Here is a 24,425-nt window from a genome sequence, read left to right on the forward strand (position 1 = left end):
CGGCAGCGCCGCGTAGCTTCTGGCCGGCCGCCTGTGCACCTGCGCCGCACCCTCTATGGGATGCTCGCGCTTCTGCTCGCCCTCACCGCCCTGCCCGGCCTGCTCCACGCCCAGGACGCCCCCGACGTCGACGCGCCCCGCCCAAGAGCCACGCCAAGGCCCAGGAAGACATCCCCATCGACCCCAACACCCTCAAGGTGCAGGTCAACCTAGTGGATATCTACTTCTCCGCCCGCGACAAGAACGGCTTCGTCACCGGCCTCGGCAAGAACGACTGCCAGCTCTTTGAGGAAAACAAGCTCCAGACCATCAAGAACCTCACCGCCGAAAAGAACCTGCCGCTCACCATCGGCATTCTGCTCGACACCTCCGGCAGCCAGACCAACGTCCTGCCGCTCGAGCAGGAGTCTGCCAACCGCTTCCTCCGCGAGGTCATTACCCCCAAGGACGAAGCGTTCCTCATCTCCTTCGACGTCAACGTCGACCTGCTGGCCGACTTCACCAACTCGCCCCGTGAGCTCGAACGCGCCATCGACAAGGCCAGCATTAACGCCGCAAGCTCCTCGGCAGGTATCCCCGGTATCGGGGGCGGTCCCATGCCCACCTCCAACCCGCGCGGCACGCTGCTCTATGACGCCGTTTACCTCGCCGCGCATGAAAAGCTCAGCACCCAGACCGGACGCAAGATCATGGTCCTCCTCACCGACGGCGGCGATCAGGGCTCACAGGAGACCCTCAAGTCCGCTGGCGAGGCCGCGCAGAAATCCAACGCCATCGTTTATGTCATCCTGCTCGCCGACCACCCCTTCTACGGCGGCTTCGGCGGCGCCTACAACGGCCGTGCCGAGATGGAGCAGCTCGCCCACGACACCGGCGGCCGCGTCATCGACGTGGGCAACAGCGGCCGCAAGCTTGAGGACGCCTTCGACCAGATCCAGGACGAGCTCCGCACCCAGTACCTCGCCAGCTACACGCCCGAAAACAAGACCGCCGACGGCAAGTTCCGCAAAATCCATCTCGACTGCGGCAAGGGCCTCGATATCCAGGCCCGCAAAGGCTACTACGCCATCCCCGGCGACAACCTGAGCAACAACTAACCGGAGTTCAGCATGCCCTCCGCAGCACCCGCATCCGCCCAGGGCCGCCCCCGCAGAGGCATCCCCCTCTGGGGCACGGTCTTGCTCTGCTTGTTGGGATTTCTCGTGCTGATGGCCGCATTTATCGGCTCCGCGTTCTATAGCATCCAGGGCTCCGTCCGGCGGTCACAGCCTTATCACATGGCGCTCGCGCAGGCCGGTCAGGCGACCTGCGTTACAAAGCGTCTTGGCACCCCGCTGGTACCGCGCAGGTTTGTGGTCGGCAGCGTCTCCCACGACGGCAACCAGACCAACGGCAACGGCTACTCTGACCTCGAGATTCCCGTCCGCGGCCCGCTCGCCTCAGGCCGCGTTCACGTCGTCGCCCGCGAGACCGACGGTACCTGGACCATCGAGTACCTCAGCGTCCGCACTGGCAATGACCGCCTCCTGCTGCTGCCCGCCGCCGCACCCTGCCAGTAGAGCAGTTTCACTATGAGCAGGGAATTGTCATCTCGACCGAAGCAGGGCAGCTTCATCGTCCTGCGCAGTGGAGAGACCTGCAGTTTGCCAGAGCAGCCTCTATGTCATCGGGAAAATGGCTAGGCTCGTTAAGCCTCCATCGCGCCCGAGTACACAGCCATCCCCGCCACGGCATCTACGCCCATCGCGTCGAGTGCATCGACCTCGGCACGCTCTTTGATGCCTCCAGCTACAATCAGCTGCTTCGCCGTCGTCGACCTCAGAATCGCCGCCACATCCATCGGGAACCCCTGCATCGTCCCCTCGGTGTCCACATGCGTATACAGGAACGCGGCGCAGTAGTCCTCCAGCCACGTCACAGCCTCCTCCGGCGTCAGGTCCACCGAGTCCTTCCACCCCTTCACCGCCACGCGGCCATTCTTCGTGTCGACAGAGAAACACAGCGCATCCTCACCGAGCGCCTTCTTCAGTCCCGCCGCAAATTCCTTCTGCACGCCGTCAGTCCCAAACAGCGACGACCCATAGATCACTCGCTTCGCCCCGGCATCCAGCAGCCGCTGCCCGTCCTCGGCAGTCTTCAAACCGCCGCCCACCTGGCACGGCAGCCGCTTGCAGATCATCGCCACCAGCTCCGCATTCGACCCCTGACGCATCGCCGCATCCAGGTCAATCAGCTGCACCAGCGGATACTTGCTAAACCGCTCAATCCAATAGTCAAAGTCATCAAAGGCGAGCTTCAGCGTCTCACCCTGGACGAGCTGCACAATCCGCCCGCCCATCAGGTCAATTGAAGGAATCAGCATATGACTCTTAGTTTACCTACGCCAGCGGCTCCCACAGCTCCAGCCGGTTCCCATCGCAGTCCTTGATCCAAGCAAACTTCCCGTAGACCTCGTCCTGCCGCTTCGGATCAATCCACACACCCTTCGCCGCGAGCTCTACCAACAGCGCATCCAGATCATCCACGCGATAGTTCACCATCGCCTGCTGCGGCCCGTCGCCAAAGTAGGTCGTCTCAGCAGGGAAGGCCGACCACGCCGTCATCCCCGTCCCCGCAGGCACTTCATCGCTCCATGCAAACGCCGTGCCATTGAAGTCACTCAACGTTATGCCCAGATGCTCCGCATACCACTTCGCCAACGCGCCGGGGTTCTGCGACCGAAGGAATACGCCGCCCACACCTGTCACTCGTGCCATCCTGCACCTCAGCCTCTGAGGTTACACTCTCAGCGCGTCAACCAGCTGCGTCACTTTGCCTGCGTCGATCGCGTCTGCCGCAATCGTCAGCCCCGCGCCAATATCCTTCGCGACGCCCGCCGTCACCAGCACCGCGGCAGCATTCAGCAGTACCACATCGCGGCGCGGCCCCGTTTCGCCGGCAAAGATGCTCGTCAGAATCGCAGCATTCTCCACCGCATCGCCACCCCGTAGCGCGCTCATCGGGGCCCGCTGCAACCCAAAATCCTCCGGCATCACCACATACTCGCGAACGCTGCCCTCGCCGTTCGGGGAACGGAACACCTCGGCCACATGGCTCGGCCCGCTGATCGCAAGCTCATCCATCCCGTTCTCGCCGCAAACGACCATCGCATGTTTTGCTCCCAGCAGCGTCATCGCCTCCGCCACTAGAGGCACCAGACGAGGCTGATACACACCCATCACCTGCCGTCGCGCCCCTGCCGGATTCAGCAACGGCCCCAGCACATGCAGCACCGTTCGCACACCCAGCGCGCGTCGCACCGGCATCACCGCCTTCATCGCCGGATGGTGACTCGGCGCCAGCAGAAAGCAGAACCCATGCTGCCGCAGCGCCGCCACCGCAGCCTCAGGAGCCAGCGTCACCGGCACGCCCATCGCCTCCAGCACATCTGCGGAGCCGCACCGGCTCGTCACCGCGCGATTGCCATGCTTGGCCACCTTCGCGCCCGCTGCGGCAGCCACCAGCGCCGCAGCCGTCGAAATGTTAAAGCTCCCACTCGCATCCCCACCCGTACCGCATGTATCTACCAACTCAGCCTGTTCGGCATCGGTCAACGGCAGCATCGTCGCGGCGGCGCGCATCGTCGCGGCAAAGCCTGCGATCTCGGCAGCCGTCTCGCCGCGCCCGGCCAGCGCACCCAGCAGTCCGGCAACCTCCACCTCGCTGGCTTCGCTGCCGAGAATCTTCACCATCAGCGCAGCCGCCTCGTCACGCGAGAGCGTCTCCCGCGCCTCCACAATCCTTCGCAGCTCTATCTGTATCGACATGCCCCTCTAACCCTACCAAACCCCCAGCCCTCCTCTGCGCAACCTCCGCAAGCTCCGGCTCCTCTGCGTTTTCTTCCGCCTTCCGGCCAAACCCACCGATAATCGCCGCCCCAGCTTGCGACCCGTCACAACCAGTCGCTACGATGAACGGGTCAGCTCAACGGCAAAAATCGCCTCATCGGGAGCGCCCATGAAGATTCACGAGTACCAGGCCAAGGATATCCTCCGCAAATACGGCGTCACCGTCCCTGCGGGCGAGATGGCCACCACCCTCGAAGAGGCCGACCACGCCGCCAAGGCGCTCTTCTCTGCCGGCAACGCAGTTGTTGTCGTCAAGGCACAGATCCACGCCGGCGGTCGCGGCAAGGGCGGCGGCGTCAAGCTCGCCAAAACCATTCAGGAAGCCGACGCGGCCTCGCGCGCCATCCTCGGCATGCAGCTTGTCACACACCAGACCGGCCCGCAGGGCCAGAAGGTGCAGCGCCTGCTCATCGAGGCCGGCTCCGCCATCGACCGCGAGCTCTACCTGGGCCTCGTGCTCGACCGGGCTTCCTCCAAGGTGGTGTTCATGGCCTCGCAGGCTGGCGGCATGGAGATCGAAGAGGTCGCCCACGACACCCCCGAAAAGATCTACAAGGAGTACATCGACCCCGCGCTCGGCCTGCAGCCCTACCAGGCGCGCAAGCTCGCCTTCAAGCTCGGCCTCTCCAAGGAGCAGATCGGCGAAGCGGTCAAGTTCATGCTCGGCCTCTACAAGGCCTTCATAGAAACCGACTGCACGTTGATGGAGATCAACCCCTTCATCACCACCAAGGACGGCAAGCTCGCCGCGCTCGACTGCAAGATCAACTTCGACGACAACGCGATGTTCCGCCACAAGGACCTCAAGGAACTCCGCGACATCACCGAAGAAGACCCGCTCGAGGTCGAAGCCAGCAAGTTCGCGCTCAACTACATCAAGCTCGACGGCTCCATCGCCTGCATGGTCAACGGCGCGGGACTCGCGATGGCGACGATGGACATCATCGAATACGCCGGCGGCAAGGCAGCCAACTTCCTCGACGTAGGCGGCGGCGCCAACCAGGAGCAGATCGAAAACGCCTTCGGCATCCTACTCAGCGACAAGAACGTGAAGGCGATCTTCATCAACATCTTCGGCGGCATCCTCCGCGTGGACGTCCTCGCCACCGCCGTCGTAGCCGCAGCCAGGAAGCTCAACGTGCAGATCCCCATCATCCTCCGCCTCGAAGGCACCAACGTCGAAGAAGGCCGCAAGATCATCGCCGACTCCGGCCTCAAGGTCCAGATCGGCGCAACCATGAAGGAAGCCGCCGACCTCGCCGTAGCCGCCGCCAAGGGAGTCAACTAATGTCCGTTCTCGTAGATAAAAATACCCGCCTCATCGTGCAGGGCATTACCGGCCGCGAAGGCTCCTTCCACGCCAAGGGCTGCGCGGAGTATGCGAAGCAGTTCGGCGTCGACTTAGTCGTCGGCGGCGTGACGCCCGGCAAGGGCGGCACCACGCACGAAGGCTGGCCGGTCTTCAACACCGTCGAAGAGGCCGTGAACGCCACCGGCGCAAACGCCACCGTCATCTTCGTCCCTCCGCCCGCCGCAGCCGACGGTATCCTCGAAGCCGTCGACGCCGGCCTGCCGCTCATCGTCTGCATCACCGAAGGCATCCCTGTCCTCGACATGGTGAAGGCCTACCCCATCGTCAAGGCGTCGAAGTCCACGCTGATCGGCCCCAACTGCCCCGGCGTCATCTCGCCCGGCAAGGCCAAGATCGGCATCATGCCTGGCCGCATTCACAAAGAGGGAAGCGTCGGCATCGTCTCCAAGTCCGGCACGCTCACCTATGAGGCCGTGCATCAGCTCACGCAGCTCGGCATCGGCCAGTCCACGGCCATCGGCATCGGCGGCGACCCCATCATCGGCACCACCCACATCGACGCCCTCAAGCTCCTCAACGAAGACCCCCAGACCGAAGCCATCATCATGATCGGCGAGATCGGCGGCTCTGCCGAAGAGGCTGCAGCCGAGTACATCAAGGCCCACGTGATGAAGCCGGTCGTCGGCTTCATCGCCGGCCAGACGGCGCCTCCGGGCCGCCGCATGGGCCACGCCGGCGCCATCATCTCCGGCGGTGAAGGCACAGCCGCCAGCAAGATGGCCGCCATGTCAGCCGCAGGCATCCACGTCGTCAAATCCCCCGCCGAGATCGGCGACGCAATGGCGAGACTTTTGCAGAAGTAGTTTCGTTCTTCGAACAGGTCAGCTCCCGGCGACAGGTCAAAGGCCGGGAGCTTTTTTATGGCTGCTGCTGACGATAAAACCACCACGCTACCGCAAACAGCGCCGCCATCACAAACGCCAGCTCGGCATGGGCCTTCTCCGGATACCGCAGGCAGATGATTCCATCCGCGGTCCACGCCGCGCTACCCATCGCCCATATCCACGCCGTCCGTCGCAGCATACCCTATTGGACGCCTCCCCGCTGCCAGCAAGATACACTGGTAGAGCGGCCTGTGTGCAGTAAACTGCGACCGCCAACTCAAGGAGAACTACGTGTCACAACGCACCTTCAGCATCATCAAGCCCGACGCCGTCCGCAAGGGCGACACCGGTGCGATCCTCGCCGAGATCACCAAGGCCGGCTTTAAGATCGTCGCCATCAAGAAGATTTCGCTCTCCAAGGCCCAGGCCGAGGGTTTCTATCACGTCCATGCCGCCCGCCCCTTCTTCGGCGAGCTCGTCGAGTTCATGGCCTCCGGCCCCATCTTCCCCATGGTGCTCGAGAAGGACAACGCCATCGCCGACCTCCGCAAGCTCATGGGCGCCACTGACCCTGCCAAGGCGGACGAGGGTACCATCCGCAAGATGTTCGCCAGCTCCATCGGCGAGAACGCCATCCACGGCTCTGACGCCGAAGACACCGCCGCCTTCGAGATTGGCTACTTCTTCGCCGGCCTCGAGCTCAAGTAACACCCTCACACCAACAACCTGCGGAACAAAAAGAGGGCGGCTGCATGCCAGGCAGCCGCCCTTCCAGGTCATGTTGGCCGGAGGATCTTGCGTGTGCGCGGCCGTCAGCTATGACCGCGCTCCTCTCTTCTTCGGCTACTTAGCGAACAACTTTAGGTCGATTGAGTCGCCCATCGCTTTGTACCCCGCATCGCCCGGGTGCAGATGGTCGCCGCTGTCGTCCGCCGGCAGATATACCCCCGCACGTGCCGGGTCGGTCGTCACCTTGTCGAAGTCCACCACCCCGTCGAACTCCTTCGATGTGCGTATCCAGTGGTTCACTGTCTGCCGCATCGTCTCGCCCTCGGCCGACTGGTACTTCGCCCCAACATAGGGCGTCAGCGTCGCGCCAATCACCTTGATGCCGTGCATATGAGCGCGCTCGGCCAGCTGCGTCAGCCCAAAGATCAGGTCATCCGCCGTCACGATGTCATAGCGATGCGCCGGGTCCGGGTCGGCAGCGTGGCCAATGTCGTTGATGCTCTCCATCACAATCACGTACTTCACCCCTGGCTGCGCAATCACGTCACGGTCGAACCGCTCCAGCGCACTCGGCCCGGTACCGTCATGCAGCACGCGGTTCCCGCCAATGCCCTCGTTGATCACGCCGGTCTTCGCCGTCTTCCTGTCCCCCAGCAGCCGCGCCGCCAGCACATCCGGCCACCGGGTGTTCGCATCGCGCGTGCTATGAGCGCCATCCGTAATGCTGTCGCCGAAGGCCACCACCGCTCCGCCCTCCGCGTCACTCTTCACTGCAATGTCCTTCAGAAAATCCCATGAGACGAAGGTTTTCGCCCCCACCAGCTCCGGCGCGGCCACGGCATTGCCGCTCACCTCATAGTTCGTCTGGTTCGCAAATCCGTGTCGCGAGATCACCGTCATCGGCTGCGACGGCACATACAGGCTCACAGCCACATCCGACAGCGGCTTCACCGCCAGCGCCGCCGCATCGCTCACCACCAGCGCTCCCGGAGGGATCACCACCGCCGCCCGCCCGCCAAACAACAGAGGAACGCTCGTGCCCGGTGCAATCTCGCTTCCGTTCTGCCGCACCGCAATCGCCGCGGCGTTCACCGTCAGCGGCTCTTTGCCAAACTCATTGCTCAGCGTCACCCGCACCGCCGACCCACCCACGGAGACATGCGCAATCTCGCGCAGCGTCACACCCTGCATGCCCCCATAGCTGTCAATCGAGTTCTCGTACGCCATCGGAGCCGTGCCCCATGTTCCCACCCAGTAGCCATCCGTGTAGCTTTGCGCCCGCGCCGCGCCGCCGAGCGCCATGCTCAGAGCAATCCCGGCCGACACCACACCCAACCGCCTCGCTACGCGACCGCAACCCTGCCACCAATTCGACACCAGGCAACTCCTTAGGACAAAAGAATGCGCCGCCCGAAGGTCATTCGACGGCGCTCTCATCCTAACGCGGACGGCTCCCCACAATCCATCGCATCAGGACGGATCTCGATAATCGACTCGCATCTGTCAGTGTTGGTTGGCGATTGCGGCATCCAGTTTGTTCAACTGGTCCGGGTCAAGCTGCTGGCGAATCTGCACCTGCATGTGGATGATCTCCCGCGCCAGCTCGGCGCGCGCCTCTTCCACGCGCTGCATCGCAGCCATCACCTTGTTCTCGTCCTGCCGGTCTTTCTGGCTCATCGACGACAGCTTGTCCTCTTCCCGCTGCAGGTTATCCAGCGAGTTCAGCAGCGTCCCCTTGCTGCTGTTGAAGATCTCATCCATCTTCTGCTTCTGGTCCTTGCGCAGGCCCAGCGACTTGATCGACGACCGCTCATCCCACCAGCGTCCGGCCAGTCCGAGCTGCGGCCCTGTCGGATGTGTCGGCACATCCATCGCATGGTTGCCGATCCCCATATCGCCCATCCCGCGGCCGCGGCCGCCCATCATTCCGCCCTGTGGTCTGCCCATGCCACCACCACCACCCATGCCCCCGCCGCCGTGCTGCGCAAACGCCGCTGTCGCGCCCAGCAGAAGACCTGCCAGCGCCAATCGCCGAACTTTGCGCAACACCGTCACACTTGCCATCCTAAAAAGAACTTCTCAGCGGACGCTGCAACCCCCAGCCCCGTAGCTCGCAGGTTAGTCCTGCACTGCCCGGACCGCTGCGTGGCGGTTCGTCCGCCCCCGAACCGTTGCGAGTCCCAACTCCGCAGGGTTCTCGCCCGATGTGTTCAGCTCGCGATCGATCTCATTCAATAGCTGATTATCGCGTTCAATCTGCTCTTCCGTCGACTGCTGGCCTGAAACCACCCCCGTCGCCCCCAGAGCATTCGTGGTGTGCATCTGCGCGGCGTCATCGACGGTCATGCGACCGCTATGCCGCAACTCCAGCGGAGCCGTTACCAGCACCGCGAGCAGCATCGCCACCGCCGCACCCCATGCCAGCCGCCGATGCCCACCCAGGCTCTCCAGCAGTCCCGTCTGTAGCGGCACCGGCATCGTTGCCGACCGCCGCTCGCTCCACGCCAGGCTTACCGCCTTGAAGCTCTCAATCGGCAGCCGCGCCGTCACCAGGCGCTCCTGGCACATCGGGCATATATTCAGATGCCCACCAGCCTCACTGGCCAGGCCGCCGATCATAGCCTCATCGATCTGCTCTTCGCTCAGGTGCCCACTCGGCACTCCACCCCGTGTCATGGTCATTGCGCGCTCCCTGCCTGCGCGCGAACGCTCTTCAGCGCGCGATGTAGGTGCGTCTTCACTGTATTCAGCGGCATCCGCGTCGCCGCCGCAATCTCTGACAGCTCCATCTCTTCCACAAATCGCATCAGGAACACCGTCCGCTGCTTCTCCGACAGCGACACCAGCGCCTCCTGTACCTGCCGCGTCCGCTCGCTCACCAGCATCCGCGTCTCCGGCGAGCACTCATGGCTGGGCAGAAAATTCGCTGCCTCCGTCACATCGATCGCCGTTGCCCGCGCCTGCCGCCAGAACCGGAACTTTTGCAGCCGCTGCTGGTCGCGGACCAGGTTCACCGCGATGCTTGTCAGCCACGTATTCACCGAGCAGTCGCCCCGAAAGTTCGCCCGCCCGTGATATGCCTTCAAAAAGCAGTCCTGCGTAATCGACTCCGCCAAGTCCGGGTCGCCAATCGAGAACGTCACATATCGAAGCAGGCGTGGCCGATACGTCCGGACCAGGGTGTCAATGTCATCCAGCTCCGACACGGTCCGTTCTGCGTCGCGAACACCGTTCCTTGTAGCGTGAAGCCCAGCCGCCCGAAGCCCAGTCCCTTGGAGCTTCGCCGCCTGTAGAGCCGTGGTTTCTAGAGCTAGCCGCATACCGGGGTAGACGTGACACCTTCGCCTCCAGATTACACACAATCCGGGCGATATTTTCGGCCTTTCCGGCTCAAACCCGCCTCAATCCGATCCTTCGAGGGCCTTCATATCGCTCTGTACCAGGTACTCATCCATCAGCACCGCCACCAGCGCCGCCGTCGGCACCGCAACCAGCGCGCCCACCACTCCCGCCAACGTCGACCCGGCCAGCAGCGCGATCAGCACCGCCAGCCCCACCAGGTTCACGCTGCTCCTCATAATCTTCGGCACCAGGAACCCGTTCTCCACCTGCGTATAGATCAGGTAGAAGATCAGCACCCCTGCCATCTTCGTCCACGAGTCCAGCGCCGCCACCCCGCTCGCCAGCAGGATCGTCATCACCCCGCCCGCCACCGGGATAATGTTGAACAGCCCCATCAGCACCCCCAGCAGCACAAAGTACCGCACATGCAGCACCGCGAAGACCAGCGTGCTCGTCAGTCCCAGTGTCAGCATCAGCGCGCCCTGTCCCAGCAGCCACTTGCTCATCCGCTGCTCGGCCGCCATCAGTGTCCGCGCCAGCCGCTCCCGCGTGCCATCCCGGAACAGCGACAGGAAGTAGTAGTACGCGAACTCGCCCTCCAGCATGAAGTAGATGCACAGGATGAACGCCGTCACCACGTCGAACACCTTGCCCAGCAGCTCCGGAGCGGCATCCACCACGTAGCGCGCAAACCCCGCCGCCATCGCCTCCGCCCGTTCTGCCAGTGAGTCCACGCCGATCTTGTTCGCCATCGGCACTCGCTTCAGTTTGTCCAGCAGCCCCGGCAGCCGCTGCGGCAGGTCCTGCCCAAAGTGCTGCAGGTCGCGCAGCACCGGCGGCAGCGCAATCACCAGGAACAGCGTCAGCGCCAGAAACACCCCAGCCACCAGCGCCACAATCGCCACTGGCCGCGACGGGCTCCACCCGCGAATCCGCAGCAGCATGATTCGTTGCACAATCGGCATCAGCACCACCGCGAACAGCGCGCTCACATACACCAGCTCCAGCACCGAGCGCAGCCGCCACGCCAGCATCAGCCCCAGCGCTACCGCAAATGCAAACAGGATGTGCCCGCGTACCCGCCTCGTCTGTGTCTGCTCCATGTTGCTTTCGATCATCGCGGCCACTCGCTTCCGTCTCAGTCTCTTAGACTCTACCTCTAGGAAGCTCTGAACAAGCGTCTTGCTTTGAAGGGGCGGGACTTCAGTCCCCCCCCGTAAAGCCTCCGAATCAATGCGGCTTTAGCCGCGGAGGGAACGCCACCCAGCGCCTCATTCCAGCCGCTTCAACGCCTCGACCACCGTTGGTTCAGGCTTCTCCGCCATTACCACGCCCACCACCTGCGCCTGCATCCACAGGTACTCCTTGCCCGAAGCCGGCCTCTGATAATGCTGGTTGAAGTACGTCGGAAAATCCTGCCCCGCAGGCACCGGGCTGGGCTCCTTGTCCAGCGCCTCCCGAATCGCCGTCAGCTTCGTCACCACATCCGGGTCCAGTTCACGCCAGTACGCCAGCGCCACCCGCGCCGCCTGCACCTCGGCCTGGTAGGGGGTCAGCTTCAGCGTCAGCTCCTTGCACGCCTCCCACCACCGTACCGTCTCCACAATCAGGATCCAGTGGTGCGCCTCCATATCGAAGACGTCCTTCGCCTGCGCGTCCGTAGCACCTGGCCCTGCAAGCTCCGCAAAGATCGCCTTCTCGTCTGGCTTCAACTGCATCCAGTCCGGGGTCACCAGGTTGTCCGTGTTCTTCTCGTACTCCCCAAACAATGGCGTATCCGCCACCACCACCGCCGGTGCCGGCAGCCTGCAATAGAAACCGTCCTCGCCAATCCGGTCGATGAACGCATCCCGCGTGTCGATAGAGGTTTGCAGCGTCGGCGGGTTCTTGAACTTGGAGCGCTGCTCCGCCTTCTCGTTCTTCACCTTGAACTGCGCATGGCCCGCCGCTGCACTCAGCACAATCGCCACACCCATCACCACGCCACGAACTCCGTTCATCCGCTTGATCCTCCAAAAACTCGTTTCGCACTCTCGTTGGTAGGATGCAGCCTGGCGAGCCCCGAAGTTCATCGTCTCGTAAGAATACTCACGCAGGAAACCCATCAGTGACCGGCTGGCCTGTACCCCGCCTTTGCCGTGCCTGTTTTCCATTGCGTCCACTGCGGGCTTCTACACTGCGCCCTCTGCGTGAACGCTCTTGCCGTAGCAAGCGCCGAAGGCGTGAGCGTACTACCCCCGCAGCTTCACCAGCACCGCCTCGCACACCTGCTCGACATCCAGCGCCGTCGTCGTCACCTTGTGGTCCGCCAGTCGGTCATACAGCGGATGCCTCCGCCGCAGCCGAGTCTCGGCCTCACCCAGCAGAGGCCTCTCCGTCTCGCCCGTCTCCGCCGCGCGCTCGCACCGCTCCACCAGCGTCTCCAGCGGGGCCTGCAGATATACCACTGCCGTCCGTGGCGTCTGCTCCAGCAGCAGCCGGTTACCTAACACCTCCGGAGCGCCGCCACCCAGCGCCAGCACCAGCCTGCGCTGTCCCAGCAGGGAAGCCAGCGCCGCCGACTCCAGCCGCCGGAACTCCGCCTCGCCGCTCTCGGCAAAGATCTGCGGCACCGTCCGCCCTTCGCGCCGCTCCACCTCGCTGTCCAGGTCGCGGAAGTTCCACCCCAGCTGCTCCGCCAGCAGTCGCCCGGTCGTCGTCTTGCCCGACCCCATAAAGCCGGTCAGCACTACGCGGTCAATCGTTGTGGGAAGGCTCTCTGCCATCTCATCCATCATCTCGGCCATCGGTTCCAGGGTTGCGCTCGTACTCATTGTCCTTCTCCTTGGTCTTCCTGTATCTGCCGGAGACCTTACATCTCTAGGTACCCGGTCCGGTTCCAAACGTTTCGTCCCAATGCAAAAGCCGCAACCTTTTCAGGCTGCGGCTTCGGTAGAGTGCTGTTTCAATCTCGGTACTGCTTACTTACGGGAGACGTGCACCACTACGCAAAGCCGCTGGCTGCCACCAGTAGGCATAGGTAAATCGCGCGTAGGTGAGGTACGTCGTCATCGTGGGTCAGATTATTCCCCCGCCCGCAGATTTGCAAGCGCCAATGGAACCGCTGTCAACCCCACAGCTTTCTCAAAACCTCGTATCCACATGAAACAAAGCCGCTTATTGCTGGAAACGAAAAACACTTTTCTCCCTCCAAGCCTTCTATACTGGAAGTAGGCAAAGAAAGACTCGAAACTCTAAACTCGCAAACGGACGCGAAAACCGTCCCGCCACAAAACTTCGCACTAACCCCAATCATTCCCATATCATACCCGCAAGTATATACAGAATCAGCCACTTACCCTCGGGATCACCCCGTAAGTGACTGATTCTGCTGGATACCTCCGCTACATAGGGGAGGGGGAGGGGGGTATCTACTCCGCCGGTTCATCCGCCTTTAGCTTGCTGGCGATGTTCTGCCAGACCGCATCGCTCGGCTCATGCACCGATGGCTCGAACAGGCTCTTCGCCGTCTCCGCGATCGTCTCCAGGTCGCGCACCAGCGCCGCGCACACCGGGTTGTCGGCGAGGAACTTGGCGAACCGGGGATCCTGGCTCACATTGCCGCCGCTCTCCTCGAACAGTTCAGGCAGATACTTTTGGAACTCGTCGATTGTCATGATGTCAAAGTTGGCAGTGGAGAGGTTCTTCATCGTGCTCCCTCCTTGCTGCCTTCCGCGGCAACCAGGGCTTCCGGCTGCCGAAGCAGCTCGCGCAGCTTCAGCCGCGCCTTGTGTAGCTGGCTCTTGCTGTTCCCCGTGGAACACTCCAGCATCGTTGCAATCTCGTTGTGCTCAAAGCCTTCCACGTCGTGCAGCAGAAAGACCATGCGATACCCCGGAGGCAGCGTCGCCACCGCCCGCTCCAGCGTCACCCGGTCCACCGACCCCGCAAGCTGCGGATCGCGCGCACCAAAGTCGCGTTTCGGCGCCTCGTCTTCGGAAGGGTTGATCGTCTCTTCCAGAGACACCAGTTGCAGGCCCTTCTTGCGCAGGTGCATCAGCACAAGGTTCACCGTCAGCCGATGCAGCCACGTAGAAAACGCACTCTCACCGCGGAAGCTGCCCAGCTTCCGGAACAGGTGCAGAAACGCCTCCTGCGTCATGTCCTCGGCCTCGGACACGTTGCCCAGCATCCGCAGGCACAGCGTGTACACACGCCGCTTGTGCAGTCCATAGAGGAACGAGAACGCCTCGGCATCGCCGTTCTTGGCGCGCTCAATCGCCTCTGCCTCACCTTCGATCGGTGGGTTCCGTTTGAAGAACCCTTGTCCGGCCGGTTGTCCGGGCTTTGTCTGCATGTTGATTGTGCCTTGTAGGTTCATGGGAGTTCACTTATCAGGAGTCTGACACCCACTCCATTACGATACCGGAGTTCGGTACGCAATGTTGCAGGGGGGACTCTCGGGTAAGAGGCGCAATCCGGTGATGGGGTTGCATACCGTAGTGTGGAAACGTAGCTACACTTAAGATGTGTCCGAAGCGCACCCTCAAAAGGTTAGCTGCCGATAAACCGCGCATACAGCGACCGCGCCAGCCCCACATCGGTCGTGCCCTGCACCAGCGCCCGCCCATCCGGAAACACCGTAATTGTGTGCGGCGCTCGCTCAAACCGCAGCAGCATCCCGTTCGAGCGCACCGTGCCCAGTGCACTCAGCCGCTCCTTCAACTGGCCAAGGTCCACCGGTCGATGGTGCTCATGAATCTGCACAGAGTTCCGGCCGCACAGCGTAATGTGTGGGCGCCCTTCGCCCAACAGCGCCCGAAATACGCGCCCGCCGCAGACCTCGCAGTCCTCGCGCGGCTTGCCCGTCACAATCTCCGACCGCTCGCCGCTCCATAGATCAGCCGAGATCAGCGTCCGCCGCATCACAGCCGCCTGCCCGGTCAGATACTTCATCGCCTCGGTCACCTGCAGCGACGCCGCATAGTTCACCGCTGTAGCCAGAATCCCAGCCGTATCGCACGTCTCCACATTCCCGCTCGGCATCGCCGGAAAGATGCACGCCAGGCAAGCCGTTGGAGCCGTTTCGGCAGCCATACCCTTCGGCAGGATGTTCATCGTCGCCGCAAATGCACCTACGGCCGCCGCATAGATCCATGGCTTGCTGCTCTCCACCGAGTAGTCGTTCAGCAGATATCGGGTCTCGAAGTTGTCCGTGCAGTCCAGCACCAATTCGCTGTCCGCCAGCAGTTCATGGATATTGGCCGGCACAAGGTCCGCAACGTATGCGCTTACCTGCACGTCAGAGTTGATCCGCCCCAGCTGACGCTTCGCTGCCTCCGCCTTGGGCAACGCCTCCAGCGCGTCGGCCTCGTCAAACAGGGTCTGCCGCTGCAGGTTCGATGGCTCCACAAAGTCCCGGTCGATCAGCGTCAGCCGCCCGATTCCCGCGCGCGTCAGCAACCCCGCCGCTGCCGCACCTGTAGCCCCCACGCCTACCACTGCCACGCGCCCGGCACCCAGCTTCCGTTGGCCGCTCTCACCGATTCCGGCAAACAAAACCTGTCGCGAGTAGCGCTCGCTTGCATCAACCGCTGGTCTCATGCTGGAGCGCCTCACTGCTGCCTCACGATTGCTGGCACCATCTGGCATAAGGCTAAGTATACCGTCGCTCCGCGCATGGTTCACCCTCGCAAGCAACCTGCAACAGCGCTGCAGTATCTGTAAGATGAGACGAGTCGTGCGCCGCAGCCGTCCAAAGGCTTTGTTTGCCCGCCGCGGTAACTCAGCCCGCTCGCAACGCGTCAGCCGGCAAGACGAACCATCCTTTGAGCCTGAGAGGAAACACCGGTGCCGCGTCCGCCACGTTCATCCCCGCAAAGCGCCGGAACCACCGCCTCTCATGGCAGGAAACCCCTCTGGGATTCGGTTTTTTGGGGTGTGTGTTTTGCGGTGATTCTCATGGTATCTGGCTTTCCGGGTGCTTTGCTCGCGCAGACGAGCGGCAGCGACAAACCCACCGCAACGACCGACACAACTGCGTCCGCCGATACACAGGCTCCATCTCCGGAGCCGCCGGCAAGTATCTTCTCCAAACAAGGCATGACCGTTCAGGCGATCCACTTTACTGGAGTCACCTTCGCGGAACGGGACCCGATCATCCAGCAGCTCAAGCAAAAGGGCGGCACTCCATTGGATCCCGAAGCCGTCCGCTCGGACCTCCGCACGCTCTTCGCAACCGGCCGCTATATGGACATCGCGGTCTCCGATCAGCCCGGCACGAACGGAAACACAGGCATCGTGCTCGACTACTCCGGCACACCCCGCTACTTCGTCGGCCGCGTCACCATTACAGGAGTGAATGAGGACCGCCTTACAGCGCTCCTGGACGTAGCCACCAAACTGCAGCCCGGCGCCCCATTCTCAGGCAGCGATCTTCCCGAGGCCATGTCGGGTCTGAAGGACACGCTCACCCGCAACGGATACTACCGGCCCGTCATCGACCAATCCGTTACTCGAGACGACGTCAACAACCAGGTCAACGTAACGTTTCACATCACGATTGGACCACAGGCCAGAGTCGGGGGAGTGTCTGTTACAGGTCAGGACCCCGGCATATCCACGGAGCAATTTCGTCGTCACGGCAGTTTGGATTGCTCGAAACTCGAAACGATCTTCAGTCATCACTGCCGCCCAAGAGTTACGCGTAATACCGTCCCCAATGCCCTTTCGGGAGTGAGATCGTACTACCAGAACAATCGTCACCTCGAAGGTACGATCACGTTGCCAGACTCGTCCTACAACGTGTCACGCAAGCAGGTCGACTATGAGTTCTCCGCTAATCAGGGACCGCAAGTGGATGTGGTCATCAAAGGTTTCAAACTGTCGAGGTCCCGCATCAAGCTGCTTGTCCCAATCTTTGAGGAAGGCGCCGTCGACAACGATCTGCTGAACGAGGGCTCATTCAACATCAGAGACTATCTTCAGCAACGAGGATATTTCGATGCGTCGGTTTCGGTGGATTTGAGTGGGCAGGGAACAAAGGCCTTGACTGTGACTTATACAGTAGCTTCAGGCATCTTGCACAAAGTTGTCAGTGTCCGAATGACCGGTAATCACTACTTCGACCAAGACACAATCTCCGAGCTCCTCCGTGTGAAGAAAGGCGATAACTATCAGCCGAGTGGCCGATTCAGCTCGACGCTTCTGCGGTCGGACATCTCTGGGATTGAATCGCTCTACCGTAGCAACGGCTTCGAGCAGGTGAACGTAACCTCCGATGTCCAGGACAAAGACAAGGACGCATCCGGCAAGCGGCTCCGCCGCGCCCAGTTGCAGGTTCTATACCGCATCTCAGAAGGAACACAACAACGTTTTGGCACCATCAGTCTGGAAGGTGTAAGCGCCTCTCAGATGACCGCGGTCAAGGGCGTGCTCAGTTCTACCTCAGGTCAGCCTTACTCCCTTTTGGCACTGTCCAATGATCGCGATGCCGTGTTCACCTACTATTTGTCGCGAGGTTATGAGCACGTGTCCGTAGATCTGGCACAGTCTCCCAACAAAACGGACGGCAATCAAATGGATGCCGTATTGACAGTGCATGAGGGCCAACAAGTCTTCACCGACAATGTCTTGCTCTCTGGCCTCGATCACATACGCCCGTCAGTAGTTCAAAAGGAAATACTCGTCAAAGCCGACACGCCGCTGGATCAGGCTGCACTGCTTCAAACGCAACGAAATCTCTATAACCTAGCAGAATTTAATGATGTGAACGTTGTTGTTCAGAACCCCGATGGCATGACCTCTTATAAGAACGTTCTCATTCAATTGACCGAAGGAAAGCGTTGGGACGTGACATACGGTTTCGGAATCGAGGCTCAGAGCGGAACGCCGGCGATTGTTGCAGGCGAAACTCGCGGATCGACCGCTGCCCAAAACGGCAAGGCGGGTGTCAGCCCGCGCGTATCGCTGGATGTTTCACGAACTGCGCTCCGCGGAACACAGGATTCGTTGACCCTGCATACGACCTACGGTCTTCTTGAAGAGGTCGCTACGGTGACCTATAACAGTCCGCATCTGTTGGGAAAGAAACAATTGACTGGGCTGCTTTCAGGCGGCTACTCCAACGTTCAGGACATCACCACGTTTTCGTCCTCAACACTTCAAGGAGACTTCCGTGTCTCTCAAAAACTCCGTCGTGCCGATACATTGATCTACGACTTTCAGTACCGCCGTGTATCAATCGACAAAAATTCTCTGGCAATTACTCCCAATCTTATTAATCAGTTATCGGAGCCTGTAATAGTCGGCGGCCCAGGTTTCACATTCTTGCATGACACCCGCGACCCAAGCCCGCTCAATGCAAATAAAGGACAGTTCTTCTCTTTACAGGACTTTCTAGCCACTTCAAAGTTTGGCTCGGGTACGAACTTCAATAAGTTGGATGGCTCTGAATCCACCTATTACACATTTGGAAAACACCGGTATGTGTTCGCCCGCAATCTCCGTATAGGGTTTGAGAATTCCTGGGGCCCAAATCCGAATGCCTCGAACGCCGGCAGCCAGATCGGTGTAAGTTCCACGGCCTGCACCGGCTCCCTTCTTGCGACGAATCCGACATGCAATCCTGTGCCTCTTCCCGAGAGGTTATACGCTGGCGGAGCCAGTTCGCATCGTGGTTTCGGTATCAATGATGCCGGCCCCCGCGACCTCACAACCGGCTATCCGGTGGGAGGCTCAGGCGTGGTCGTCAACACCTTTGAACTTAGACTGCCACCTCCTGTCCTGCCATTGGTTGGAGATAGCATCTCATTCGTGCTGTTTCACGATATGGGAAACACATTCCGATACCCCGGCGATATGTTCACCAGCTTTCTGCACTTTCGGCAACCGAATCGAGGGACTTGCCGTGATCTTTCTATCCCAGGTGTGGCCGCGGGTGCAACGCCTACGCCAACGCAGCAGGAGAATGCGGTTGGCATATGTAACTTCAATTACTATTCCCACGCGCTAGGTGTTGGTATTCGTTACAACACTCCCGTAGGTCCTATTCGAGCGGACTTCAGTTACAACCTGAATCCGCCTATTTATCCCGTCTTTGATGACTACACAAACGCTCTGCCCTATGTAGGCGAGGGCAGTCACTTCAATTTCTTCTTCAGTATTGGCCAAAGCTTCTAGGTAACTGTGGACATGTGGACGCGAGCGACGATGATCGGAGGGCCTAAGCATGCAGCACTATACCTGTGTGCTGCGAGTGCTCTGTCCGTCGCTTCTCTTTCAATCCCGTTTGCTGGTTTAGCGCAACAACCAGCTACGATCTTTGAGCCACGACCAAAACCATTGCAGAGCATAAGAGGCCTGGATCGTATTCTGGCAGTCGTTAACAGTGATCCCATCTTGTCGAGCGACGTCGAACGTGAGGTCAACATCGAAAGCTGCCACACTAGCGGCACGGCGTGTCAACGTGCAGCAGATGTGACGCTGGCCGCACAGCGGGAGAAGGTGTTGCAACGGCTCATTGACCAGAAACTAATATGGCAGCAGATGAGGGCATACCTGGACCTAACAAAGCCCGGGCAACCAGGCGACCCAAAGCCGGCAGCCACCACAAGCTCTGTGTTCGCAACCCAAAGTGACCAATGCTCCGGCAAGGGAGGTTGGAGCACTGGTCTGCAGTCCTATGGCATTACGCCGCAGTCACTTCATCAATATTGCAATCTGCAGGCAGCAGAACTGGCGTTCGTAGATCAACGATTTCGAGTGAGCATCCACATCGGTCAGGATGAGATCACCACGTACTATCATGACCGCTTCGTTCCTGAATACCGGAAGACATCAGCAACGCCTCCGCCCCTTGACGCGATAGAAGCTGATATCTCCACGCTTCTCATGGAACGTGAGGTCTCATTGCTGCTGGATGATTGGCTGCGAGTTCTGCGCGCGCAAAGTCATATCGTCATTCTTCGGCCCGTACAGGTGAGCCAATGAGGGACTTCTTAAGACACACAAAAAAGTCGCCACAACAAAGCCACCCAGCTTCGCGCCGCTGGGCGGTGGTATTTGGCAGCGGCGTCTCTATTATTGTCCTGCTACTCGCAGCTGCGACTTATTACACTTCAACGGCCGATTTCCAGCATAGGGTTACCTCTGAAGTCGTCAATGTACTGGAAAACGCGACTGGTGGACGGGTCGAGCTTCGATACATCCAGATCGTTCCCTGGCGTCTGTCGGTTGAAGCCGACGATCTGACCATCCATGGTACTGAGCCGGCAAATGTGGCCCCTTATCTTTATGTAAAAAGCCTATATGTGCGCTTAAGGTTGAGGACTCTGGTTTTTGGGCTGATCCATGGCCACATCCAACAGAGCATAAGGCTAAAAGAGTTGCGAATCGAGAAGCCGCGCTTTCATCTCATCATCGACAAGGATGGAAATACCAATCAGCCGACGCCGAAACATAAGACTTCCAGCACAGAGCCTTTGCAGGACACATTACTCGATCTAAAGGTAGGCAGGGCAGAGTTATTGCATGGCGTTGCGGTCATCAATGATGCTGTAGTCCCTGTCAACGTAGAGGGGAATGATCTGGATGCCAACCTTTCCTATGTGCGGCAATCGGATAGTTATCAAATACAGATGGCTATTCACAATCTCGCGACGCAGTTGACGAGCGAGCCGTATGTGAAATCGAGCCTGCAGTTATTGGGCCAGCTTGGCAGAAACACGGCGCAGCTGGACAAGTTGGCGTTTGATACTGAGCGCAGTGGACATCTTTCCGTAAGCGGAAGCTTGAAGAACTTTAGCCGGCCAGAGTGGCAGTTCAAGGCAGCAGGCTCAGTCGTGCTTCAAGAAGTCGGCGAACTTGCGGCGATCGATGGGTTCAACTCAGGGACTGCTGTGATTTCGGCGGATGGCCACAACTGCTCTAGTGGGGAGCCTACCGTGCCGGCTCCTCGAACTGCACGGCGAGGGCGGGGCACGAAGGCTGCGAGCAACAGCGTTTCTACCTCCGCTCCTCCATGCGGTGCCGACTATCTTATCCGTGGCAATGTCAAGGTGCGCGATGCCAGTTACCGCAACGAATATGTGCGGCTCGCACACGTGGATGGCGATACGGATCTCTCCATCACTCCCGGTTTGGTTTCGCTCACGAACATGATCGGTATGTTCCGCGAAGGAGGCGGTGCTCAGGGGTCGCTTCGCATACAGGGCTCTGCCGATGGCACCTCCACCCACGCCCATCTATCTGCGAAGGTGGATCGGATTCCCCTGCGCACGATCATGGACGTCACTGCACCGGAGCACTATGGTGATCTGGGGTTTGATACCTCGATTACAGGCCCCGTCACTGTTGAGTGGCAGGGTGGAGTCAAAGAGGTATCCTCTACCGTGCAGGTGGACGCCAACCTTGCGCTCGCGCCAACGGGAGTGATCCGCAAGGGAGCGTTGTCGAATGTGCCCATTCGCGGGACCATCGTCGGACACTACGATGGCAAGCCAGAAGATGTGAGCGTCGCGCAGTTGCAGCTTCAAACCCCGGCGACGACGCTCGATGCTCGCGGTATTCTGGGCGTCAATCAAGGCGATGCGCTGACCAGCCTGCAGGTCAACCTTGCCGTGCAGGACCTCGGCGAGTTCGATCAGCTGTTGCGCACGCTCGGCCTTACTGCCAACGGCAAGGTTGGCAGAGCAGCGATCCCGATTGACTTGCACGGCACGCTCGGATTTACCGGCTCAGCGAAGGGTGAGATCCACGACCTCGATGTAGATGGACACCTGACAGCGAACAACATTGAGGTCAATCTGGGGCAGGATATGAACGTGCAACTGGACTCGGTGGTTGGCGACGCTGAGTACTCGCCGTCTACGGGGATTGCAATTGCGTCGTCGACGATACGGCGCGGCACCGCGGTTCTGAATGCTTCTGGAACGTATAAGCCATTCCGGGTGGCGGGCATGCGCAGGTCTCCGGAGTATTTATGGAACGACGACGGTGAGATCGATGCGACGTTGAAGCTCGCACATGCGCAGGTCTCCGACATGCTGCAGATTGCCGGGCAGAGCAACAATGTGCCGGTAACGGGCACTGCGGACCTCAACGTCCACGCCAAAGGCACTATGAACAACCTGCAGGCGTCGGGATACGCGACGCTGTCTAACGGTGTTGCTTACGGCGAGGCGTATCAGCTGCTCAGCGTTGACGCCGCTGTCCAGGGAAAGCAGATTCAGGCGAGCAAAGTGCTGCTGCGGGCACACGACGAAGTGATCTCCGGCAGCGGCAGTTACAACCTCGACAGCAAGCACATTGCGGCACAGCTTCAGGGCAGTCAGCTACACCTCTCTCGCTTTACCCGCTTCAATCAGATAAGCCCGAACGCGGATGGAGTACTGACCTTTAAGACTTCGATGAACGGCACCGCGACCGTTCCAAACCTGAACGCAAAGTTGAATCTGACTAACATAACGGCACTCGGCAAGCCGGTCGGCACACTGGATGCGACGGCCACGAGCACTGGCTCTACGGTGCACTACCAGTTGAACTCCACGCTTGTCGGCGCGAAGGCGCAGGCGGAAGGGCAGACGGAGCTGAGCGGCGACTACCAGACGCAGGCGAAGCTCTCGGTAAGTGGGCTCAACCTGGCGGAGTCTCTGGCGATCTTCGCTCCAAGCTCCATCAAGAGCAGCTCGGACATCGCAGGCACCGTCACTGTCAGTGGTCCATTGGCCAAGCCTGCGCAGCTATCCGGAACGGCGGAGCTGCAAAACATCGACCTCAAGCTTGAGGGTGTCGAACTGCGGTCTCCTGAGCCTGTGCACGCGAGCCTCAACGCCGGGCTGCTGACGCTCGACCAGCTCCACATCACCGGGCAGGATACCGACTTGCGTGCCTCTGGGACGGCACAGGTCTTCGGCGACAACAACCCACTCGGCGGCGCTCTGCACCTGAACGCCAGCGGCAACATCAGCATGGCGCTCGCGCATAGCTTTGACTCCGAACTTATCTCGTCGGGTAAAGTGAGCTTCCAGATGACGGCGCTGGGTCGCATGAAGAAGCCCGCGTTGACCGGCAACGTGAAGCTGCAGAATGTGAACCTTGCTCTCGACGGTATTGCGAACGGCCTGAGCGACTTGAACGGCACGCTTGCCTTCAATCAAGACCGTCTCGATGTGAAGGAGCTGACGGGCAGCACGGGTGGCGGGCAGCTGAAGATCGGGGGCTACCTCGCCTACAACAAGGGCCTGTACGCAGACCTCAACGCAACAGGCGAGGCTGTGCGTGTGCGGGTGTATGGGCTGAGCACGACGGCGACGGCCAAGTTGCGGCTGCAGGGCACGCCTGCCTCGATGCTGCTCTCCGGCAACGTGCTGATCACACGGTTCGGCGTTGGGCCGGATGTGGATTATGCGGCGTTCTCGGCGCTCGGTCCATCGCTGCCTCCGCAACCCGACGATCCCACCAACAAGATCCACATGGATGTGCACGTCGCCAGCGCACCCGAACTCGACTTCCAGAACTCCTACGCGAAGCTTGCAGGCTCAGTGGATTTGAATGTGCGCGGCACAATTGCGCAGCCGGTGATCCTCGGGCGCATCCTGGTGACGTATGGAAAGGCGACCTTTGCGGGCACCAAGTATGATCTGGAACGTGGCAGCATCACCTTCAGCAATCCGGTGCGGATTGACCCGGTGATCGACCTGGACGCCGCGGCGCGCGTGGAGACCTACGACATCACGATCGGGCTGCATGGCACCATGGGCAACCTGCACCCTACCTACCGGTCGCAGCCGCCGTTGACCGAGGCGGACATCTTCAACCTGCTCGCGCTCGGCCGCACGCAGGAGGAGGCGCAGATCTATCAGCAGCAACAGCAGCAGGCGGGTGCCGATCCCACGACGAACGCCATTCTTGGCAGCGCGCTCAATGCAACGGTGTCTACCCGCGTGGGCAAGCTGTTCGGCAATGGCTCGGTCAAGATCGACCCAACGTATGTGGGCAACCTTGGCAACTCCTCGGCCCGCATCACGATTCAGGAGCCAATCTCCAAGCAGCTCACGCTGACGTTTGCGACCAACGTAAACGAGACCGAGCAGCAGCTGATCCAGGTGCAGTACCAGATCAACCAGAGCACCTCGATTGTGGTGACGCGCGATGAGAACGATGTCTACTCGGTGGTCTACAAGATTCGGAAGCGGTACAAGTAGCCGATACCCCTCCCCCCTCCCTATGTAGCGGAGGTATCTAGTAGAATCATCGACTTACGGGATGATCCAGGGGGTAAGTGGCTGATTC

Annotated in this window: 22 protein-coding genes; 8 read left to right on the forward strand and 14 right to left on the reverse strand. The window is 60.6% G+C overall.

Translation table 11 applies throughout. From position 1 onward, the window contains the following. Positions 1–212 precede the first annotated feature (212 nt). On the forward strand, positions 213–1,097 hold the full coding sequence (locus tag GOB94_RS13050; protein WP_255483951.1) for a VWA domain-containing protein: 885 nt from the start codon (positions 213–215) through the stop codon (positions 1,095–1,097). Positions 1,098–1,109: 12 nt separating this feature from the next. Further along, positions 1,110–1,559 carry a cytochrome c oxidase assembly factor Coa1 family protein gene (locus tag GOB94_RS13055; protein WP_182276325.1) on the forward strand — a complete coding sequence of 150 codons (450 nt, stop codon included), beginning with the start codon at positions 1,110–1,112 and terminating at the stop codon, positions 1,557–1,559. Positions 1,560–1,687: 128 nt separating this feature from the next. Here the strand turns inward: GOB94_RS13055 and GOB94_RS13060 are convergent, their stop codons facing one another. From GOB94_RS13060 to trpD, 3 genes are read right to left on the reverse strand one after another with little or no spacing between them, the layout of a single operon-like run. After that, the gene (locus tag GOB94_RS13060) at positions 1,688–2,362 is read right to left on the reverse strand and encodes a HisA/HisF-related TIM barrel protein (protein ID WP_182276326.1); all 675 of its coding nucleotides are present in this window, start codon (positions 2,360–2,362) and stop codon (positions 1,688–1,690) included. 16 nt (positions 2,363–2,378) lie between these two features. After that, positions 2,379–2,756, reverse strand: coding sequence for a VOC family protein (locus GOB94_RS13065; protein ID WP_182276327.1), 378 nt, complete (start codon positions 2,754–2,756; stop codon positions 2,379–2,381). Between the two features lie 21 nt (positions 2,757–2,777). After that, the gene (gene trpD, locus GOB94_RS13070; protein ID WP_182276328.1) at positions 2,778–3,806 is read right to left on the reverse strand and encodes an anthranilate phosphoribosyltransferase; all 1,029 of its coding nucleotides are present in this window, start codon (positions 3,804–3,806) and stop codon (positions 2,778–2,780) included. Positions 3,807–3,996: 190 nt separating this feature from the next. Here trpD and sucC point away from each other — a divergent pair, with 190 nt between their 5' ends. Both sucC and sucD read left to right on the forward strand, forming a co-directional pair. Beyond that, on the forward strand, positions 3,997–5,175 hold the full coding sequence (gene sucC / locus GOB94_RS13075) for an ADP-forming succinate--CoA ligase subunit beta (protein ID WP_182276329.1): 1,179 nt from the start codon (positions 3,997–3,999) through the stop codon (positions 5,173–5,175). Continuing rightward, positions 5,175–6,062: a succinate--CoA ligase subunit alpha gene (sucD, locus tag GOB94_RS13080; RefSeq protein WP_182276330.1), complete on the forward strand. Its 888-nt coding sequence runs from the start codon at positions 5,175–5,177 to the stop codon at positions 6,060–6,062. Before sucC ends, sucD begins: the two co-directional genes overlap by 1 nt. Before the next feature lie 55 nt (positions 6,063–6,117). On the opposite strand, the gene GOB94_RS13085 is transcribed toward sucD, so the two are convergent. Next, complete coding sequence (locus GOB94_RS13085) at positions 6,118–6,282, reverse strand: hypothetical protein (protein ID WP_182276331.1); 165 nt, start codon at positions 6,280–6,282, stop codon at positions 6,118–6,120. 92 nt (positions 6,283–6,374) lie between these two features. Between GOB94_RS13085 and ndk the strand changes: the two genes are divergently transcribed. Then, positions 6,375–6,791: a nucleoside-diphosphate kinase gene (gene ndk / locus GOB94_RS13090; RefSeq protein ID WP_182276332.1), complete on the forward strand. Its 417-nt coding sequence runs from the start codon at positions 6,375–6,377 to the stop codon at positions 6,789–6,791. A 135-nt stretch (positions 6,792–6,926) separates the two neighbouring features. On the opposite strand, the gene GOB94_RS13095 is transcribed toward ndk, so the two are convergent. From GOB94_RS13095 to GOB94_RS13140, 10 genes are all read right to left on the reverse strand, one after another. After that, complete coding sequence (locus GOB94_RS13095; RefSeq protein ID WP_255483952.1) at positions 6,927–8,189, reverse strand: SGNH/GDSL hydrolase family protein; 1,263 nt, start codon at positions 8,187–8,189, stop codon at positions 6,927–6,929. Between the two features lie 126 nt (positions 8,190–8,315). Then, a complete protein-coding gene (locus tag GOB94_RS13100) occupies positions 8,316–8,876 on the reverse strand; it encodes a periplasmic heavy metal sensor (RefSeq protein ID WP_182276334.1) in 561 nt (186 codons plus the stop codon). Between the two features lie 54 nt (positions 8,877–8,930). After that, positions 8,931–9,494: a hypothetical protein gene (locus tag GOB94_RS13105; protein ID WP_182276335.1), complete on the reverse strand. Its 564-nt coding sequence runs from the start codon at positions 9,492–9,494 to the stop codon at positions 8,931–8,933. Next, positions 9,491–10,018, reverse strand: coding sequence for a sigma-70 family RNA polymerase sigma factor (locus tag GOB94_RS13110; RefSeq protein ID WP_255483954.1), 528 nt, complete (start codon positions 10,016–10,018; stop codon positions 9,491–9,493). The genes GOB94_RS13105 and GOB94_RS13110 overlap by 4 nt, the downstream gene beginning before the upstream one ends. A 195-nt stretch (positions 10,019–10,213) precedes the next feature. After that, the gene (locus GOB94_RS13115) at positions 10,214–11,272 is read right to left on the reverse strand and encodes an AI-2E family transporter (RefSeq protein WP_182276337.1); all 1,059 of its coding nucleotides are present in this window, start codon (positions 11,270–11,272) and stop codon (positions 10,214–10,216) included. A 153-nt stretch (positions 11,273–11,425) separates the two neighbouring features. Continuing rightward, entirely contained in the window at positions 11,426–12,154 is a 729-nt protein-coding gene (locus GOB94_RS13120) for a hypothetical protein (RefSeq protein WP_182276338.1), read from the reverse strand. A 231-nt stretch (positions 12,155–12,385) separates the two neighbouring features. Continuing rightward, the gene (locus GOB94_RS13125) at positions 12,386–12,967 is read right to left on the reverse strand and encodes a shikimate kinase (RefSeq protein WP_255483955.1); all 582 of its coding nucleotides are present in this window, start codon (positions 12,965–12,967) and stop codon (positions 12,386–12,388) included. 597 nt (positions 12,968–13,564) lie between these two features. Continuing rightward, a complete protein-coding gene (locus GOB94_RS13130) occupies positions 13,565–13,843 on the reverse strand; it encodes a hypothetical protein (protein ID WP_182276339.1) in 279 nt (92 codons plus the stop codon). Then, the gene (locus GOB94_RS13135; protein WP_182276340.1) at positions 13,840–14,490 is read right to left on the reverse strand and encodes an RNA polymerase sigma factor; all 651 of its coding nucleotides are present in this window, start codon (positions 14,488–14,490) and stop codon (positions 13,840–13,842) included. Before GOB94_RS13135 ends, GOB94_RS13130 begins: the two co-directional genes overlap by 4 nt. Before the next feature lie 197 nt (positions 14,491–14,687). After that, a complete protein-coding gene (locus GOB94_RS13140; protein ID WP_182276341.1) occupies positions 14,688–15,737 on the reverse strand; it encodes a ThiF family adenylyltransferase in 1,050 nt (349 codons plus the stop codon). A 246-nt stretch (positions 15,738–15,983) separates the two neighbouring features. Between GOB94_RS13140 and GOB94_RS13145 the strand changes: the two genes are divergently transcribed. The 3 genes from GOB94_RS13145 to GOB94_RS13155 all read left to right on the forward strand — a co-directional run bounded on the left by GOB94_RS13145 (position 15,984) and on the right by GOB94_RS13155 (position 24,337). Next, positions 15,984–19,313, forward strand: a complete 3,330-nt coding sequence (locus GOB94_RS13145; protein ID WP_255483956.1) for a POTRA domain-containing protein — start codon at positions 15,984–15,986, stop codon at positions 19,311–19,313. Positions 19,314–19,532: 219 nt separating this feature from the next. Then, positions 19,533–20,123 carry a hypothetical protein gene (locus GOB94_RS13150; RefSeq protein ID WP_182276342.1) on the forward strand — a complete coding sequence of 197 codons (591 nt, stop codon included), beginning with the start codon at positions 19,533–19,535 and terminating at the stop codon, positions 20,121–20,123. A 395-nt stretch (positions 20,124–20,518) separates the two neighbouring features. Continuing rightward, positions 20,519–24,337: a translocation/assembly module TamB domain-containing protein gene (locus tag GOB94_RS13155; protein WP_182276343.1), complete on the forward strand. Its 3,819-nt coding sequence runs from the start codon at positions 20,519–20,521 to the stop codon at positions 24,335–24,337. Positions 24,338–24,425 lie beyond the last annotated feature (88 nt).

The sequence above is a fragment of the Granulicella sp. 5B5 genome, from assembly GCF_014083945.1.
GTDB lineage: Bacteria > Acidobacteriota > Terriglobia > Terriglobales > Acidobacteriaceae > Granulicella.

Excerpts from the sequence above, each read along its gene's own strand:
- GOB94_RS13055 (WP_182276325.1), top strand. The coding sequence starts at position 1,110 with ATGCCCTCCGCAGCACCCGCATCCGCCCAGGGCCGCCCCCGCAGAGGC.
- GOB94_RS13060 (WP_182276326.1), bottom strand. The coding sequence starts at position 2,362 with ATGCTGATTCCTTCAATTGACCTGATGGGCGGGCGGATTGTGCAGCTC.
- GOB94_RS13065 (WP_182276327.1), bottom strand. The coding sequence starts at position 2,756 with ATGGCACGAGTGACAGGTGTGGGCGGCGTATTCCTTCGGTCGCAGAAC.
- trpD (WP_182276328.1), bottom strand. The coding sequence starts at position 3,806 with ATGTCGATACAGATAGAGCTGCGAAGGATTGTGGAGGCGCGGGAGACG.
- sucC (WP_182276329.1), top strand. The coding sequence starts at position 3,997 with ATGAAGATTCACGAGTACCAGGCCAAGGATATCCTCCGCAAATACGGC.
- sucD (WP_182276330.1), top strand. The coding sequence starts at position 5,175 with ATGTCCGTTCTCGTAGATAAAAATACCCGCCTCATCGTGCAGGGCATT.
- GOB94_RS13085 (WP_182276331.1), bottom strand. The coding sequence starts at position 6,282 with ATGCTGCGACGGACGGCGTGGATATGGGCGATGGGTAGCGCGGCGTGG.
- GOB94_RS13100 (WP_182276334.1), bottom strand. The coding sequence starts at position 8,876 with ATGGCAAGTGTGACGGTGTTGCGCAAAGTTCGGCGATTGGCGCTGGCA.
- GOB94_RS13105 (WP_182276335.1), bottom strand. The coding sequence starts at position 9,494 with ATGACCATGACACGGGGTGGAGTGCCGAGTGGGCACCTGAGCGAAGAG.
- GOB94_RS13115 (WP_182276337.1), bottom strand. The coding sequence starts at position 11,272 with ATGATCGAAAGCAACATGGAGCAGACACAGACGAGGCGGGTACGCGGG.
- GOB94_RS13120 (WP_182276338.1), bottom strand. The coding sequence starts at position 12,154 with ATGAACGGAGTTCGTGGCGTGGTGATGGGTGTGGCGATTGTGCTGAGT.
- GOB94_RS13125 (WP_255483955.1), bottom strand. The coding sequence starts at position 12,967 with ATGAGTACGAGCGCAACCCTGGAACCGATGGCCGAGATGATGGATGAG.
- GOB94_RS13130 (WP_182276339.1), bottom strand. The coding sequence starts at position 13,843 with ATGAAGAACCTCTCCACTGCCAACTTTGACATCATGACAATCGACGAG.
- GOB94_RS13135 (WP_182276340.1), bottom strand. The coding sequence starts at position 14,490 with ATGCAGACAAAGCCCGGACAACCGGCCGGACAAGGGTTCTTCAAACGG.
- GOB94_RS13140 (WP_182276341.1), bottom strand. The coding sequence starts at position 15,737 with ATGAGACCAGCGGTTGATGCAAGCGAGCGCTACTCGCGACAGGTTTTG.